Below are 15,366 nucleotides of genomic sequence, written 5' to 3'. Positions count from 1 at the left end.
CAGGGCGCAGATGGGGGCACTCATCGACCTTTTCAAGGCCGCCTCCAGTACGTGCCGGCAGTGAATGCAGGTCGGGTTACGCCTTGCAGGCTAACCCGACCTACGCTCTGCCTGCCGGCCCTCATGAGCCAGCAGCCACTGTTTCATTGCCAGCCGCGGCCCAGCGGTGGCCCCGGCATAGCCACCGATCCCGCTGCGGGCCACGACCCGGTGGCAGGGCACCAGCACCGGGACGGGATTGCGGCGGCAGGCCTGGCCGACGGCGCGCGGGGCACTGCCCAGCTCGGCGGCCAGCTCGCCGTAGGTCAGCACCGCACCGCAGGGAATGGCCTGCAGGGCCCGCCACACCCGTTGCTGGAAGACGGTACCGGCCGGGGCCAGATCGAGGACCGGCAGGGCGGCGGCCGGGTCGCTGAAATAGGCCTCGAGGGCGTGGAGCACGTCCGCCGCCGCGCCCGGCCTCGGCGGCGCGGCAGCGGTGGTGTCGGGCAGGCTGTCGATGGCGCACGGGCGCCCCCGCGCATCGAGGCGGATGCCCAGGCATCCCACCGGGGAGCGGCAGACTGCCGCATAGAGGAGCGAATCATGGTCTGGCATCGTGGTCTGCATCCTGTCCGGCCTCCAGTTGTTGCAGTTCATGGCGCAGCACGGCGCGCCGGTTGTTGTCCCGGGTCACCCTGAGCAGCTCCCGCAGCAGGCTGGCCGCGTCGGCGCGCAGCCCGGCCTCGGCCAGCGCCTGGGCGGCATGGTAGCGGGCGGTCTGGGCCCAGGGATCCATGGCATACGGATCGGCCAGGATCGCCGAGCGCAGGAAATGGACCGCGGCCGTGCGCGGCTGATCCAGCGCGGCATGGGACTCGCCCAGCCAGAACAGCAGCTCACGCCGGCCCTGCAGCGCCAGCCCGGCCGGATCGATACGCTCGAGCAGGGTGATGGCCCGTTCGTGCTCCTTCAGGCGCTGCAGGTCGAAGATCACCTGCAGGAACCGGTCATGTGCGCCCGCCTCCCAGTCGGCCTGGCCGCCCAGCAGATCATTCAGCAGCGCCACCCCGGCGGCGATCTCCCCGGTCAGGACCAGCACCCGGGCGCGGCGCAGCTGCCAGGCGAACTGCCGCTCCGCCGCCGGCGCGGCCAGCCCCTGCATCAGGGCCGCGGCGGCCTCCAGGTCCTGTCGGTCCAGCGCCACGTCCACCAGAAGATAGCGCACCACGGGCGGGATATCCGCAATCCGCGGAAACTGCGAACTGTCCAGATAGAGCCCATACAGCAGGTTGCCGCCGCCGGGCTGCGCCAGGACCAGCTTGGCCAGGTACTCGTGGGCGAGCTCGCGGTGCTCCCCGGTCTGGCCCTGCAGGGCCAGCAGCGCGAACAGGGCCCGGGCCCGGCGCGGCTGGTCTTCCATCGCCTCGGTGGCGGCGAAATACCAGCGCTCATCCTGACCGATCAGCAGCTGCTCGGCGTTGCCGAGCTGTCCGCCCCAGGCCAGGTAGGCGCCCCACAGGGCCTCGCCATTGAGTTCGAACAGGGCCGGGTCGGTCGCCACACCCAGCGCCAGGCCGGCCTCCAGCGCCCGGACCTGCTCCGCGTAGGTCTCGCGGAGTGCGCTGATGCGGGCCCGCACCGCCCACAGCCGGGCCTGCTGAAGCGGCTCGGATGTCTCCGCCTGCGCCAGGACCTTATCGATCTCCGCGGCGACAGCCTCGGCGCTGTCCGGCTCCGTGTGCAACCGGGCCAGCCAGCGGTAGGGCCGCACGCGGGCATCATCGACCCCGCGCAGCAGTTCCAGCGCCTGGGCGTGGCGCTCGGCGCGCAGCAGCACCCGGCCACTCAGCAGATACCACTCCGGGCTGGTGTCGGCGTAATCCTGCTGGTAGCGCAGCATGGCGGCCCGGGCATCGGCCACTGCATTCTCCTGGAGATAACCGCGCACCAGCAGCCGGCGCCAGTGCTGGCGCACCGCCGCCGGCGCGGACGCCTCCCACAGACCGCGGCGCAGCAGCTGTCGGGCCTCGGCCACCCGCCCCAGTGCCAGCTCGGCCTCGGCCCGCCGGGTAATGAATTCGTGGACAAGGCTGTCGGGGATATCCGCCGGGGCCTGGCGGGCACGCGCCACAACGCCCTCCCAGTCGCGCCGCAGTTCCAGTACATACAGACGTTCCCGTTCCCAACGAATCCAGCCGGACGGGTCGGTCTGAAAGTCAGGCTGGCGGGCGTCCATTTCCTGCAGGGCCAGACCATGGGCACCGGCGCGGGCCAGGTCCATCACCGCCTGCAACTCGTCGGCGGGCAATGACGGGCTGGCGCAGAGCAGTGCCAGCAGCAGGAAGGCTTTCAGGTTGGGATTGGGCATCGGTTATGCAAATCAATATACCAACCCCGTCATTCCGGCGCAGGCCGGAATGACGGGAAAAACGATAGGCCAAGACTCTAGACCGACACTGTTTGTATTGGGTTTCGCTGCGCGCAGCCCAACCTGCACTCTGCCGGACAGCGGCCTGTATATTGCCTCGTGCCGAAAAAAAACGCCATGCGAGCGGATCGCATGGCGTCTCTGTGAGCTTCGTTCCGGCAGGAACGGGGTCAGATCTTTTCCTTGATCCGCGCCGACTTGCCGGAGCGCTCGCGCAGGTAGTAGAGCTTGGCCCGGCGCACGTCGCCGCGACGCTTGACCTTGATGCTGTCGATGCTGGAGCTGTAGGTCTGAAACACACGCTCCACACCCTCGCCGTGCGAGACCTTGCGCACGGTGAAGGCCGAATGCAGGCCGCGGTTGCGCTTGGCGATGACCACGCCTTCAAAGGCCTGGATACGCTCACGGCTGCCCTCGACCACCTTTACGTTGACCACGACCGTGTCACCCGCGGCGAATTCCGGGATCTCACGCCCCATCTGTTCCTGTTCCAGTTCCTGGATGATGTTACTCATGACCTTCCCCTACCAGCATCGCTGTCGTTGATACCCGATTGTTCGATGAATTCTTCAAGCAGCCTGCGCTGCTCATCCGTCAGATCCCGTTGTTCCAGCAGGTCCGGCCGCCGTTGCCAGGTGCGGCCCAATGCCTGCATCAGCCGCCAGCGCTCGATCGCGGCATGATTGCCCTGCAGCAGCAGCTCCGGCACCGCCCGGTCCGCGATCAGCTCCGGACGGGTGTAGTGCGGGCAGTCCAGCAGGCCGTTCATGAACGAATCCTGTGCCGCCGAGTCCTCATCGCCCAGCACCCCCGGCAGCTGCCGGGTCAGGGCGTCGATCAGCACCATGGCCGGCAGCTCACCGCCGCTCAGGACATAGTCGCCGATGGACCATTCCTCGTCGACATGCGCCTCGATGAAGCGCTCGTCGATGCCCTCGTAACGCCCGGCCACCAGGATCAGGCGCCCCTGGCTGCTCAGGTGCCCGACCCCGGACTGATCCAGCCGCCGGCCCTGGGGCGAGAGATACACCACCCGGGCCGGTTCCGGATCCGCCGCCCGGGCCGCGGCCAGGGCATCGGCCAGCGGCTGGTACAGCATCACCATGCCGGGACCGCCGCCGTAGGGCCGGTCATCGACCGTGCGATGCCGGTCGTGGGTATAGTCCCGCGGATTCCAGCACGCCAGCTGCAGCAGGCCGCGTTCGGCGGCGCGGCGGACCACGCCGCTGTGCACCACGGCCTCCACCAGTTCCGGGAACAGGGTGAGGACATCGATTCGCAGCATGGTCACCTGTTCCTGAGATGCGACGGGGTCAGAAGTCCGGATCCCAGTCGACCTCGATCAGGCCCTGTTCCAGATCCACCTGCCGGATCACGTCCGGCTGCACGAAGGGCAGCATGCGTTCGCGCTCCCCCTGCACCACCAGCACGTCGTTGGCACCGGTGGCGAACAGATGGCTGACCCGGCCCAGTTCGGTTCCCTCCAGCGTGACCACCCGCAGTCCTTCCAGGTCGGTCCAGTAATACTCGCCCGGGGGCAGCGGCGGCAGCTGTTCGCGATCGATGGCGATGTCGCAGCCGATCAGGGCTGCGGCCTGATCGCGGTCCTCGACCCCGGCCAGCTTGACCACCACACCCTTGCCGTGGCGCCGGCCCTGTTCGACCCGGGCCGTCTGCCACTCACCGTCGCACTGCAGGTACCAGCTGCGGTAGGTGGCGATATTCTCCCGCGGTTCGGTATGCGAAAAGACCTTCACCCAGCCGTGTATACCGAACAAACCGCTGACACGACCGAGGACGACCCTGCTCACGCAACCCCCCGCCCTGCCCTGAGGCAGCGGAAATTCAGGCCGCGCTGGCGCGGTCCTGTTCGATCAGCTTGGCCACCCGCTCGGAGGCCTTGGCGCCCTTGGACAGCCAGTAACCGATGCGTTCCTGGTCCATCTGCAGCTTGACGTCCTGACCACTGGCGATGGGATTGAAAAACCCCACCCGCTCGATGTAGCGGCCATCACGGCGATTGCGGTTGTCCGTCACCACAATGTGGTAGAAGGGACGCTTTTTGGCGCCACCGCGCGCCAGTCGTATCGTGACCATGCTTATCCTGACCTCTGTTGTTGCTTGGTGCCTGCTGAATCGATACAGCCAAAGGACCGCCCTCCGGCGGCGCCCAGATTCGGTAAACGGCGCATTCTACGCAATTTCCAGAAAATGTGAAGCCCGGGCATCCCGTCCGCGCCCTGGCCAGGCGACCGGTAGTCGGTCCGCCCCCCGGATTGTCGAAAACACTTACACAAAAAACGCCCTGCCCCACGGGCCACGCCCGACCGGGCCAGGCTCCGGCGCATGCGTCGAAATCTCTTACATGGAATAGAATAAATATTAATAAATTCTTATATTTATTCTTAGCTATTGTTTTTGAATTTATTTTTATGATCAATACCGGACATGGCAAAAGGGATTGGGTGTCGAAATATTTTTCATTTTGCACCCCGAGAACTGCCAGGAACTGACTGTTTCACCCCAACTCATTGATGTTCAAAATGAAACAAAAACTGGCACAGGCATTGCTCCAAGAGACTCACACAACAACAAGAATCCAGTTGGTGGAGTCGAGTTTCACAACGAACAAGAAATGGAGGAGTTGCCCGGATAAAAAAACATAACGGGTTTTAGCAGCAGCCTGACAACAGCGAGCAAGCATAAAAACATCTGTTGAATGACTGCTAAGCGACAGCGCGACATTGGCGGCGGTACCGGAAACGGTCCGCCGTTTTTCTTTAGTTTTGTTTCAGTGAGGAGTGAGGAGAAAAGTTGTCTCACTCCCCACGGCCTAGAAAGGCAACCCCTGCGGCAGCTTGCCCTTCATGCCCCGCATCATCTTGGCCATGCCGCCCTTGGACATCTTCTTCATCATCTTCTGCATCTGGGTGAACTGCTTGAGCAGCTTGTTCACATCCTGCACCTGGGTGCCGGAGCCGTTGGCGATGCGGCGCTTGCGCGAGCCCTTGATCAGTTCCGGCCGCCGGCGCTCGCGGGCGGTCATGGAGTTGATGATGGCCACCATCCGCACCAGTTCGCGGTCGTCCATCTGGCCCTGCACGCCCTTGGGCAGATCCCCCATGGGCAGCTTGTCCATCAGGCCGGCCAGCCCGCCCATGCTCATCATCTGCTGCAGCTGGTCGCGGAAATCCTCCAGGTCGAAGCCCTTGCCCTTCTTGAGCTTGCTGGCGAGCTTCTCGACCTTGTCGCGATCGACCTTCTGCTCGGCCTCCTCCACCAGGCTGAGCACATCGCCCATGCCGAGGATGCGCGAGGCCACCCGTTCGGGATGGAAGGGTTCCAGCGCCGTGTTCTTCTCACCCACGCCCAGGAACTTGATCGGCTTGCCGGTGATGTGACGAATGGACAGGGCCGCGCCGCCGCGGGCATCGCCATCGGTCTTGGTCAGCACCACGCCGGTCAGCGGCAGGGCGTCATGGAAGGCCCTGGCGGTATTGGCCGCGTCCTGGCCGGTCATACTGTCGACCACGAACAGGGTCTCGGCCGGCTCGACAGCCTCATGCAGCCGACGGATCTCGTCCATCATGTCGGCGTCGATGTGCAGCCGCCCGGCAGTGTCGATGATGACCACGTCGATGAACTGCTTGCGGGCGTGATCGATGGCACCGCGGGCAATGTCCACCGGATCCTGCTCGGTGGTGCTGGGATAGAACCGGGCCCCGACCTCTCCGGCCACGGTCTCCAGCTGCTTGATGGCCGCGGGACGATAGATGTCGCAGCTCACCACCAGCACTGATTTCTTCTGCTTCTCGCTCAGCCAGCGCGCCAGCTTGCCGGTGCTGGTGGTCTTGCCCGAGCCCTGCAGTCCGGCCATCAGGATCACCGCCGGCGGCTGCACATTGAGGTTAAGCCCCTCGTTGGCCTCGCCCATGGTGGTGACCAGTTCCTGGTGCACCACCTTGACCAGGGCCTGTCCCGGAGTGAGGCTCTTCAGCACCTCCTGGCCGACGGCGCGCTCGCGCACCCGGTCGACGAAGGCCTTGACCACCGGCAGAGCCACGTCGGCCTCCAGCAGGGCCATGCGCACCTCACGCAGGGTGTCCTTGATGTTGTCCTCGGTCAGGCGGCCCTGACCGCGCAGCCGTTTCAGGGTCTGGCCGAGACGTTCGGAGAGATTTTCAAACATAAGACTCGCTGCCCGGCCACGCCCATGCGAGCGCGGGCCGTAATGGGGAAATTGCAGCGCTATTATAGCCGGATAAGCTGGCCGCCGGATAGGCGTCGGAGCTCCAGGTCCGGCAGCCGGGCCTGGAGCTGGGCCACGATGCGGTCCTCGGCCCCGGGCTTGAGGTGGGTAATGTAGATACGCGGTCGATGGTTGAGCTTGGCCAGATCAGCGATCAGGGTGCGGGGACAGTAATGAAAGGCCTTTTGCGAAAGCGCCTCGTCCTCGTCGGCGAAAGCACATTCCACCACCAAGGCATCGAGCCGGGCATGGCGGTTGAGCGCCGGCCACAGGGTGTCGTTGGTAGTGGTATCGCCGCTGAAGGCGAAGGTCTTGACACCCTTTTCGATGCAGTAAGCCACACCGGGAACGACATGATTGACCTCGATCATCTCGATACGACGGCCATCGAGCTCGACGACCTCGCCCGGTTGCATCGCCTCGAATCGGATCACCGGTCGGCTGGCCGTCGGTAGAATGGAGAAATCGGGCCAGATCACCCAGTTGAAGATATGTTCGCGCAGGGCGGCAAGTGTAGCCGGGGCGGCATGGACGACCACCGGTTCGGTGATATCGCCGAAGATGGAATCCACCATCAGCGGGATACCGGCGAGGTGGTCCAGATGCGAGTGGGTCAGAAAGATGTGACGGATGCCCTTCATCTGTTCCAGTGACAGATTGCCCAGCCCGGTACCGGCATCGATGAGAATGTCATCATCGACCTGAAAACAGGTCGTGCGCAGCTCACCGCCGATGCCGCCGCTGCAGCCCAGGGTCCGTACCTGCATTGTCTCCAGTCCGACTGCCTGTTCCATCTCAGCCCCCTGTCGACACTCTGCCCCCATGGCCCCCTCTGTGACTGTCGAAGGTTTCACATTTCGCCTCTTCAAATACACCTGTCGCGATTCCCGTGCACCGGACCGGTCCTGTTATTGCAGTCCGGCGGTCTTGGCTTTATCCTGCCTGTCGGCCCCGTCGGAATAGCTTCCGGAAATCCGCTGTTTAGCACATGCATACGCACCTCATCGGCATCCTTGCCATACTTCTTTACCTCGCCTCCGGCAGCCTGCTGGTCGCGCGCATGGTGCGTGGCCTGGAACCCGGCACAGGTGGGCGTAACAGTGTGATCGGCCTGGGGTTTGCCGGGGTGGCGCTGCATGCGGCGGTGCTCTGGCCGGCGCTGATGACGGCCTCGGGGCTGAATCTCGGCTTCTTCAACGCCGCCTCCCTGATCGCCCTGCTCAGTGTCGCCCTGCTGTTGCTGGCCTCCCTGTACCGGCCGCTGGAAAACCTCGGCGTGGTGGTGCTGCCGGTAGCGGCCCTGACCATTGCCCTGATGTTCGCCTATTCGACTGAGCACATCATCCTCGACCAGGCCGGCTGGCAGCTGGATCTGCACGTCCTGGTCTCTGTCATCGCCTACAGCGTGCTGGGGCTGGCCGCGCTGCAGGCGGTGCTGCTGGCGGTGCAGGAACACCAGCTGCGCCATCACAAACTGGGCAGGATCCTGCAGGTACTGCCGCCGCTGCGCGGCATGGAACTGATCCTGATGCAGCTGATCGGGGTGGGCTTCGCCCTGCTCACCCTCGCCCTGATCACCGGCGTGCTCTTCCTCGAGGATATCTTCGCCCAGCATCTGGTACACAAGACGGTGCTGTCGATCGTGGCCTGGGTGGTGTTCGGGGTGCTGTTGTGGGGCCACTGGCGCTTCGGCTGGCGCGGCCGCACCGCCATCCGCTGGACCCTGGGCGGCTTTGTCTTCCTGATGCTGGCCTATTTCGGCACCAAGCTGGTGTTGGAGATACTGCTTTAGTGCCGGCCCTGACACGCCGCGGGCCTTGCCCTACACTATCCTCCACCAGAAGAATCCGGAGCAACCAATCCCTTGGCTGACATCCCCCTTAGCGTCCTGCTGGGAGCCCTGTTTTTTCTCATCATCCTCTCGGCCTTCTTTTCCGGCTCGGAAACCGGCCTGATGACCCTCAACCGCTACCGGCTGCGTCACCTGGCCCGGGGCGGCAATCCCGGCGCGAAACGGGCCCAGCAACTGCTGGAGCGGCCGGACCGGCTGATCGGTCTGATCCTGCTCGGCAACAACTTCGTCAACATCCTGGCCTCGGCCCTGGCCACCGTCATCGCCATCCGCCTGCTGGGCGAGGCCGGCATAATGGTGGCCACCGCACTGCTCACCGTGGTGATCCTCATCTTCGCCGAAGTCACGCCCAAGACCCTGGCCGCCCTGCACCCGGAGCGCATCGCCTTTCCTGCCGCCTTCGTCTATCGGCCGCTGCTGCGCCTGCTCTATCCGCTGGTGTGGGTGATCAATCTCATCGCCAACAGCATGCTGCGGCTGATGCGGGTCTCCCCCGAACAGACCGGGGGGACGGCCCTGTCCAGCGAGGAACTGCGCACCGTGGTACTGGAAGCCGGCGCGATGATCCCCAAGCGCCACCAGAAGATGCTGCTCAACCTGCTGGACCTGGAGAAGATCACGGTGGAGGACATCATGGTCCCGCGCAACGAGATCGACGGCGTGGACCTGACCGAGAACCTCGAGGAGATCGAGGACTTTCTCTCCCATACCCAGTACACACGGCTGCCGGTCTACGAGGAATCCATCGATCACGTGGTGGGCATCCTGCACATGCGCAATGTCACCCCGCTGCTGCGCGCCGGTGAACTCAGCCACGAGAGCATCCGCCGCATCGCCCGCGATCCCTATTTCATTCCCGAAGGCACACCGCTGAACCGCCAGCTACTGAATTTCCAGCGCGAGGGGCGCCGCACCGGCCTGGTGGTGGACGAGTACGGCGACATCCTGGGCCTGGCCACGCTGGAGGACATCCTGGAGGAGATCGTCGGCGAGTTCACCACCGATCCCTATTCGCTGTACAAGGACATCACCCCGCAGGAGGACGGCAGCTTTCTGGTCGACGCCACCGCCGCGGTACGTGACCTGAACCGGGCACTCAAGATGGAACTACCCACCAGCGGGCCAAAGACGCTCAACGGCCTGATCCTGGAACACATGGAAGCCATCCCGGAGCCCGGCACCAGCCTGCTGCTGGCCGGCTATCCGGTGGAAATCGTCCAGACCCGGGACAATGCCGTAAAAACCGTGCGCATCGATCCCCGGCTGAGGAAGCAACCCGCCGCAGCCAGCTGACCGAGCCGGCCGGACCACCGGCCCCGCGCCGGCTCCCCCACCTACTAAATAATGGACCGGCGGCGCCGATACTCTGACAGACGGCATGGTACCGGCACCGCCGTTCTGGCAATCTCGGATCGAAACTGCCAGGAAAAGGCATGATTCCGGCAGGATTTTCTTACCCCTTCGGGGCACGGGACGACACATGGCGAAACTGACGCTGACATTCAGGGACAAGGTCCTGAGGATATTCCCTCTGCTGGGCGAGACCCTGTGCATCGGCCGTGACCCCCAGTGCCAGATCCACATCGACAGCCTGGCCGTGGAACCGCATCACGCCGATATCCGCATCGATGCCGAAGGGATCCATATCACACCCCGGCCCGAGGCCGGCGTGCAGATCAACGGCAAGGCCATCGAGGCGGCGCATACCCTGGCGGATGGCGACCGTATCCAGGTCGGCAAGCATCAACTCAGCTACAGCAGCGAGGGCGGCACGGAGCAGGCCAACGTCACCCCGATCACCCGTCACCGGGTCACCGGCTGGATGCAGATCATGAGCGGCAGTCACTTCGGCCGCACCATCCGTCTGGACCGTGCCCTCACCCGGGTCGGCAAGCGCGGCGAACATGTGGCCATGATCGCGCGCCGGGACAAGGGGTATTACCTCTCCCACCTGGAGGGCGAAACCACGCCGCGAGTCAATGGCGAGGACATCGGTGACGCGTCGCGTGAACTCCATGAGGGCGACCGGTTGCAGATCGGCCTGCTGGAGCTGCAATTCTTTCTCGACCAGCCACAGCAGGAGCCCGCACCGACGCCGGCGCCGGCTGCCACGGCCGAACCCGAGCAACAGCGACGCCGCTTCACCCGCATCCCCTTCGACGCCGAGGCCCGTCTGTCCGCCGGTGAGCGGCAGTGGGCGGTGGAACTGCTGGATCTCTCACTCAAGGGCGCGCTGATTGCCCGACCGCAGGACTGGAAAGGCGAGGCCGAAGGCCCGTTGCGACTGGAACTCCGACTGGGCGAGGATGCCCTCATTGTCATGGATGTCAGTATCGCCCATCAGGAAGCCGACCGGCTGGGACTGCGCTGCGAGGACATCGATCTGGACAGCATCACCCACCTGCGCCGGCTGGTGGAGCTGAACCTGGGCGATCCCGATCTGCTGGAGCGCGAACTGGCCAGTCTGGGCTAGGTTCCATTTGAAAACCCTCTACGCAGAGACGCGAAGGCGCAGGTGACGCAGAGAACAGCCTCAGAATGGAGTTTCGCTTACTTAAACCAAATAACGCTCGTCATTGCGAGGAACGAAGTGACGCGGCAATCTCCAGCCGGTTGAGTATGCGGTATGAGATTGCCACGCTACGCTCGCAATGACAGCTAAAGTGAGTGCCATTCGCCTTATTGGAAGGCACTATGTAACTCTGCGCCTCTGCGGTGAGATCTTCAGCAATCACATCTGATCGAACAGATCCGCCAGCCGCTTCAGCGGCACCGTCTCCAGCCCTTCGGTCTTCACCTGCTTGAGATTGGCCGCCGGCACCAGCGCCTTCCTGAAGCCGTGCTTGGCCGCCTCGCGCAGCCGTTCCATTCCGTTGGGCACGGGCCGGATCTCGCCTGCCAGACCCACCTCGCCGAACACGATCCAGTCGGCCGGCAGCGGCCGGTCGCGGAAACTCGACAGCGCGGCCACGATCACCGCCAGGTCGGCGGCCGTCTCGCTCACCCGCACCCCACCGACGACGTTCACGAACACGTCCTGGTCAGCCACGGCGATGCCGCCGTGGCGGTGCAGCACGGCCAGCAGCATGGACAACCGGTTCTGCTCCAGTCCCAGAGTGACCCGGCGCGGGTTGGACAGGTGGCTGTCTGCCACCAGTGCCTGCACTTCCACCAGCAGCGGCCGGGTACCCTCGCGGGTGACCATGACCACGCTGCCCGGCACCGGCTCGTCGTGGCGCGACAGAAAGATCGCGGACGGGTTGCTCACCGCCTTCAGCCCCTTGTCGGTCATGGCGAAGACGCCGATCTCGTTGACCGCGCCGAAGCGGTTCTTCATCGCCCGCACCACGCGGTAGCGCCCGCCGGCATCGCCCTCGAAATAGAGCACGGTGTCGACCATGTGCTCCAGCACCCGCGGGCCGGCCAGGGTCCCCTCCTTGGTCACATGCCCGACCAGGAACAGGGCGGTGCCGCTGGCCTTGGCGTAGCGCACCAGCTGGGCCGCGCTCTCGCGCACCTGGGCCACCGAGCCGGGCGCCGACTGCAGGGCAGCGGTATAGAGGGTCTGAATGGAGTCGATCACCAGCACCTGCGGCTGCTCGCGCCTGGCGATCTCGATGATGCGTTCCACCGCCGTCTCGGCCAGCAGCCGGGTATGTTCGCTGGCCAGCCCCAGGCGCCGGGCGCGCAGGGCGACCTGCTCGGGTGACTCCTCGCCGGTGACATACAGGGCGGGCATGCGTCCGCCCAGATCGGTCAGGGTCTGCAGCAGCAGGGTGGACTTGCCGATGCCGGGATCGCCACCCAGCAGCACCACCGAGCCGGCCACCAGACCGCCGCCCAGCACCCGGTCCAGCTCATCGCTGCCGGTGGCGGCGCGGCTGGCCGACTCGGGCTGGATATCGGCCAGGTCCCGCACCCGGGCCTCGCCGGCACCGGCATAGCCGGAAAAACGCGCCGCTGCCGGGGTGGCCGGCATGGCGACCACCTCCACCAGGGTGTTCCATTCGCCGCACTCGGCGCACTGACCCGCCCATTTGGGCGACTGGGCCCCGCAGGCGCTGCAGCTGTAGGCGGTCTTGCCTTTCGACACGGTGAATCCTCGTCCAGCCCGGGAAAAGACTGGGAGTCTACGGGCTGGTACGGGGATGGGGAAGGGGCGCGTTGCCGCTGCCCGTCCCGACCGGTGACAGGCGGCGGCAGTGGCGGGAATCAGGGATGGATCAGACCAGCGGCGCCAGGTCCATGCCCGCCAGTAACAGCACGGCAACCAGGACCACCAGGCCGACGATGTCCTCGAGCTGTGTGGGCTGTGTCTTCATGGCAGTCGCTCCAGGGTCGGGATACCGGAAACCGGAGCAACTTGCATGCCCATAGATAAAAATGATTTAAAACAAGTAATTGGGATTAACCCATCCGGCATGCTGTAAAATCGGGTGACGCGCCGTGCGGGAACGACACCGGCCTGTCCGGAGAAATCCCGCATCCGTTCAGGCGGGTGGGCTGCAGGCGCGAATGATTGGCATTTCGCAGAAGCTGTCAAAGCTGCCGACGTCTTTACAGTCAGCCGGGGCATCGGACCGTCCCCGTCTCAACAGGTCTGAAGAAGGAACAGCCCGTTGCTTGCCATCCTGCACAGCTCGTCACGCACCGCCGCCATCCTGGCCGGACTGTTGCTGGCCCTGATCGGGACCTGGGTGGAGACCACCGATCTGGGCCCGGTCAAGGTCCTGCGCGACCGGCTCGAATATCTGACTTATGACCTGCGGCTGAACCTGACCCTGCCGGAATCACCGCCGGCAAACGATTCTCTCCTGATCCTGGACATCGACGAACAGAGCCTGCAGCAGGAAGGCCGCTGGCCCTGGCCGCGCCGGCGCCTGGCGGAGCTGGTCGATACCCTGCGCGAAGCGGGCGCGGCCGTGGTCGCCTTCGACCTGGTCATGTCCGAGCCCGAACGCAGCCTGGCGGAAAACCTGCGCGCCCTGCTCGGGAAGCAACCCGAGAACCTGACCGACCCGCAATACGAACGACTGATGACACTGGCCCGGGCCGAGGACGGTGACCGTCAGCTGACCGGGGCACTGGCCGGCATGGATACCGTGCTGGGGTATGTCCTGCATACGGCCCGCTCGGGCAACAGTGGTGCCCTGCCCGCCCCGGCGCCGCTGGTCGGCGAGACCGGAAAGCTGTTCGCGGCTCCCGAACTCCCCACCCATACCGCCAACCTGCCTGTCCTGCAGCAGGCCGCCGGCAATGGCGGTTTTATTACTGTTATGCCGGACGCGGACGGCGTGATCCGGCGCGTGCCCCTGCTGGCGAAACACGACAACCAGCTGTATGCCTCGCTGGCCCTGGAAACCGCGCGGGTCTATCTGTTCGCCGACCGGATCGGACTGGCCACGGCCCGGGTCGGAACCGGCCGGGTGGTGGAGTACCTGTCTCTGTCGCGCAACCAGAGGATACGAACCGACGCCGGCGGCCAGGTGCTCGTACCCTACCGCGGCCCGGCGGGCAGCTTTGACTATCTTTCGGCGGCCCGCCTGCTCAACGGCGACTTCGATCCCGGCCGGATCGAGAACCGCATCGTCCTGGTCGGCGCCACCGCCCTGGCCCTGGCCGACGTCAAGCCCACGCCGGTACAGAACGTCTACCCCGGGGTGGAGATCCACGCCAGCATCCTCGCCGGGCTGCTGGAAGGCGACTTCCCCTACCAGCCGGACTGGGCCAGTGGTGCGAATGTGTTCATCATCATCGGTGTCGGTTCGCTGCTGGCGCTGCTGCTGCCCTTTCTCGGGCCGGTGTGGATCCTGCTCATCTCCGCCCTGGTCCTGTCCGGCTTCATTGCCGGCAACTTCTGGTTGTGGATCGAGCACCGGCTGGCGCTGGCCACCACCACCCCGACCCTTGCGATTGCGGCCATCATGCTGTTCAACCTGAGCTACGGTTTTTTCGGCGAGACCCGGCGGCGGCGGCAGCTCAAGGGCATGTTCGGCCAGTATGTGCCACCGCAGCTGGTCGAGGAGATGAGCCGCAATCCGGGGCAGTATCACGCCGAGGGCGAGAGCCGCGAGATGAGCGTGCTGTTCGCCGACATCCGCAACTTCACCAGTATCTCGGAAAGCCTGGGCGCGGGCGAACTCAAGGAGTTGCTGAACCGCTTCTTCACCCCGATGACGGAAACCATCTTCAACCACCGGGGCACCATCGACAAATATGTCGGCGACATGATCATGGCCTTCTGGGGCGCGCCGGTCAGCGATCCGCAACATGCCGGGCACGCCATCCAGGGGGCGCTGGAGATGCTGGCGGCCGCCGACCGGCTGCGGGAGCAGTTCCTGGCCGAGGGACTGCCGGAAATCAACATCGGCATCGGTATCAACAGCGGTGTGATGAACGTGGGCGACATGGGCTCCGAGTACCGCCGTGCCTACACGGTGCTGGGAGATGCGGTGAATCTCGCCTCACGGCTGGAGGGCGTGACCAAGTATTACGGTGTGCGCCTGGTGGTGGGCGAACGCACCCGCGAACTGGCGCCGGGCTTTGTCTATCGCACCCTGGACCGGGTGCGGGTCAAGGGCAAGCAACAGGGAGTCACCGTATATGAGCCGCTGTGTCCGCAGACCGGGCAGACACCTGCGATGAATGCCTGGCTGCAGCGCCATGATGCCGCGCTGACGGCCTTCTGGAACCAGGACTGGGACGCGGCCGGACACGGTTTCCACGAACTGGCCGCCGAACGTCCCGGCGACAGGCTCTACACCCTCTACCTGGAACGCATTGAGCAACTGCGCCGGCGCCAGCTGCCGCCGGACTGGGACGGGGTGTTCGAGCGGCGGGAGAAATGACCCGCGC

General features: G+C 65.1%; 13 protein-coding genes and 1 pseudogene. 5 read left to right on the top strand and 9 right to left on the bottom strand.

From position 1 onward, the window contains the following. Positions 1-90: 90 nt before the first annotated feature. The 8 genes from D6C00_RS12615 to D6C00_RS12580 form a co-directional block, all read right to left on the bottom strand. A complete protein-coding gene (locus D6C00_RS12615) occupies positions 91-597 on the bottom strand; it encodes a methylated-DNA--[protein]-cysteine S-methyltransferase (protein WP_125182026.1) in 507 nt (168 codons plus the stop codon). After that, positions 584-2,350, bottom strand: a complete 1,767-nt coding sequence (locus tag D6C00_RS12610) for a hypothetical protein (protein WP_125182025.1) — start codon at positions 2,348-2,350, stop codon at positions 584-586. Before D6C00_RS12610 ends, D6C00_RS12615 begins: the two co-directional genes overlap by 14 nt. Positions 2,351-2,580: 230 nt before the next feature. Further along, complete coding sequence (gene rplS, locus D6C00_RS12605; RefSeq protein WP_125182024.1) at positions 2,581-2,925, bottom strand: 50S ribosomal protein L19; 345 nt, start codon at positions 2,923-2,925, stop codon at positions 2,581-2,583. Beyond that, positions 2,922-3,695 carry a tRNA (guanosine(37)-N1)-methyltransferase TrmD gene (gene trmD, locus D6C00_RS12600; protein ID WP_399361011.1) on the bottom strand — a complete coding sequence of 258 codons (774 nt, stop codon included), beginning with the start codon at positions 3,693-3,695 and terminating at the stop codon, positions 2,922-2,924. Before trmD ends, rplS begins: the two co-directional genes overlap by 4 nt. 28 nt (positions 3,696-3,723) lie before the next feature. Further along, positions 3,724-4,221, bottom strand: coding sequence for a ribosome maturation factor RimM (gene rimM / locus D6C00_RS12595; RefSeq protein WP_125182022.1), 498 nt, complete (start codon positions 4,219-4,221; stop codon positions 3,724-3,726). A gap of 34 nt (positions 4,222-4,255) precedes the next feature. Next, positions 4,256-4,507 carry a 30S ribosomal protein S16 gene (gene rpsP, locus D6C00_RS12590; protein WP_096366894.1) on the bottom strand — a complete coding sequence of 84 codons (252 nt, stop codon included), beginning with the start codon at positions 4,505-4,507 and terminating at the stop codon, positions 4,256-4,258. A 736-nt stretch (positions 4,508-5,243) separates the two neighbouring features. Continuing rightward, the gene (gene ffh, locus D6C00_RS12585) at positions 5,244-6,599 is read right to left on the bottom strand and encodes a signal recognition particle protein (RefSeq protein WP_125182021.1); all 1,356 of its coding nucleotides are present in this window, start codon (positions 6,597-6,599) and stop codon (positions 5,244-5,246) included. Positions 6,600-6,661: 62 nt separating this feature from the next. Further along, positions 6,662-7,453, bottom strand: coding sequence for an MBL fold metallo-hydrolase (locus D6C00_RS12580; protein WP_241546874.1), 792 nt, complete (start codon positions 7,451-7,453; stop codon positions 6,662-6,664). 194 nt (positions 7,454-7,647) lie between these two features. On the opposite strand from D6C00_RS12580, the gene D6C00_RS12575 reads away from it, so the two are divergent. From D6C00_RS12575 to D6C00_RS16775, 4 genes and pseudogenes are all read left to right on the top strand, one after another. Beyond that, a complete protein-coding gene (locus tag D6C00_RS12575) occupies positions 7,648-8,451 on the top strand; it encodes a cytochrome C assembly family protein (protein WP_125182020.1) in 804 nt (267 codons plus the stop codon). 72 nt (positions 8,452-8,523) lie between these two features. Continuing rightward, positions 8,524-9,804, top strand: coding sequence for an HlyC/CorC family transporter (locus tag D6C00_RS12570; protein ID WP_125182019.1), 1,281 nt, complete (start codon positions 8,524-8,526; stop codon positions 9,802-9,804). A gap of 85 nt (positions 9,805-9,889) precedes the next feature. Next, positions 9,890-10,249: pseudogene (locus D6C00_RS16780) on the top strand (FHA domain-containing protein); the annotation flags it as partial. 312 nt (positions 10,250-10,561) lie between these two features. Next, positions 10,562-10,984: a PilZ domain-containing protein gene (locus D6C00_RS16775; RefSeq protein WP_399361265.1), complete on the top strand. Its 423-nt coding sequence runs from the start codon at positions 10,562-10,564 to the stop codon at positions 10,982-10,984. 258 nt (positions 10,985-11,242) lie between these two features. Here D6C00_RS16775 and radA read toward each other — a convergent pair whose 3' ends face one another. After that, a complete protein-coding gene (gene radA, locus D6C00_RS12560; RefSeq protein WP_125182017.1) occupies positions 11,243-12,604 on the bottom strand; it encodes a DNA repair protein RadA in 1,362 nt (453 codons plus the stop codon). A gap of 526 nt (positions 12,605-13,130) precedes the next feature. Here radA and D6C00_RS12555 point away from each other — a divergent pair. Continuing rightward, complete coding sequence (locus D6C00_RS12555; protein ID WP_241546873.1) at positions 13,131-15,359, top strand: CHASE2 domain-containing protein; 2,229 nt, start codon at positions 13,131-13,133, stop codon at positions 15,357-15,359. The last annotated feature ends 7 nt before the right edge of the window (positions 15,360-15,366 follow it).

This window comes from Thiohalobacter thiocyanaticus, assembly GCF_003932505.1.
In the GTDB taxonomy this organism is placed as follows: Bacteria; Pseudomonadota; Gammaproteobacteria; order Thiohalobacterales; family Thiohalobacteraceae; genus Thiohalobacter; species Thiohalobacter thiocyanaticus.
This window is presented reverse-complemented; position numbering and strand designations above follow the sequence as displayed.

Excerpts from the sequence above, each read along its gene's own strand:
- D6C00_RS12615 (WP_125182026.1), bottom strand. The coding sequence starts at position 597 with ATGCCAGACCATGATTCGCTCCTCTATGCGGCAGTCTGCCGCTCCCCG.
- D6C00_RS12610 (WP_125182025.1), bottom strand. The coding sequence starts at position 2,350 with ATGCCCAATCCCAACCTGAAAGCCTTCCTGCTGCTGGCACTGCTCTGC.
- rplS (WP_125182024.1), bottom strand. The coding sequence starts at position 2,925 with ATGAGTAACATCATCCAGGAACTGGAACAGGAACAGATGGGGCGTGAG.
- trmD (WP_399361011.1), bottom strand. The coding sequence starts at position 3,695 with ATGCTGCGAATCGATGTCCTCACCCTGTTCCCGGAACTGGTGGAGGCC.
- rpsP (WP_096366894.1), bottom strand. The coding sequence starts at position 4,507 with ATGGTCACGATACGACTGGCGCGCGGTGGCGCCAAAAAGCGTCCCTTC.
- ffh (WP_125182021.1), bottom strand. The coding sequence starts at position 6,599 with ATGTTTGAAAATCTCTCCGAACGTCTCGGCCAGACCCTGAAACGGCTG.
- D6C00_RS12580 (WP_241546874.1), bottom strand. The coding sequence starts at position 7,453 with ATGGAACAGGCAGTCGGACTGGAGACAATGCAGGTACGGACCCTGGGC.
- D6C00_RS12575 (WP_125182020.1), top strand. The coding sequence starts at position 7,648 with ATGCATACGCACCTCATCGGCATCCTTGCCATACTTCTTTACCTCGCC.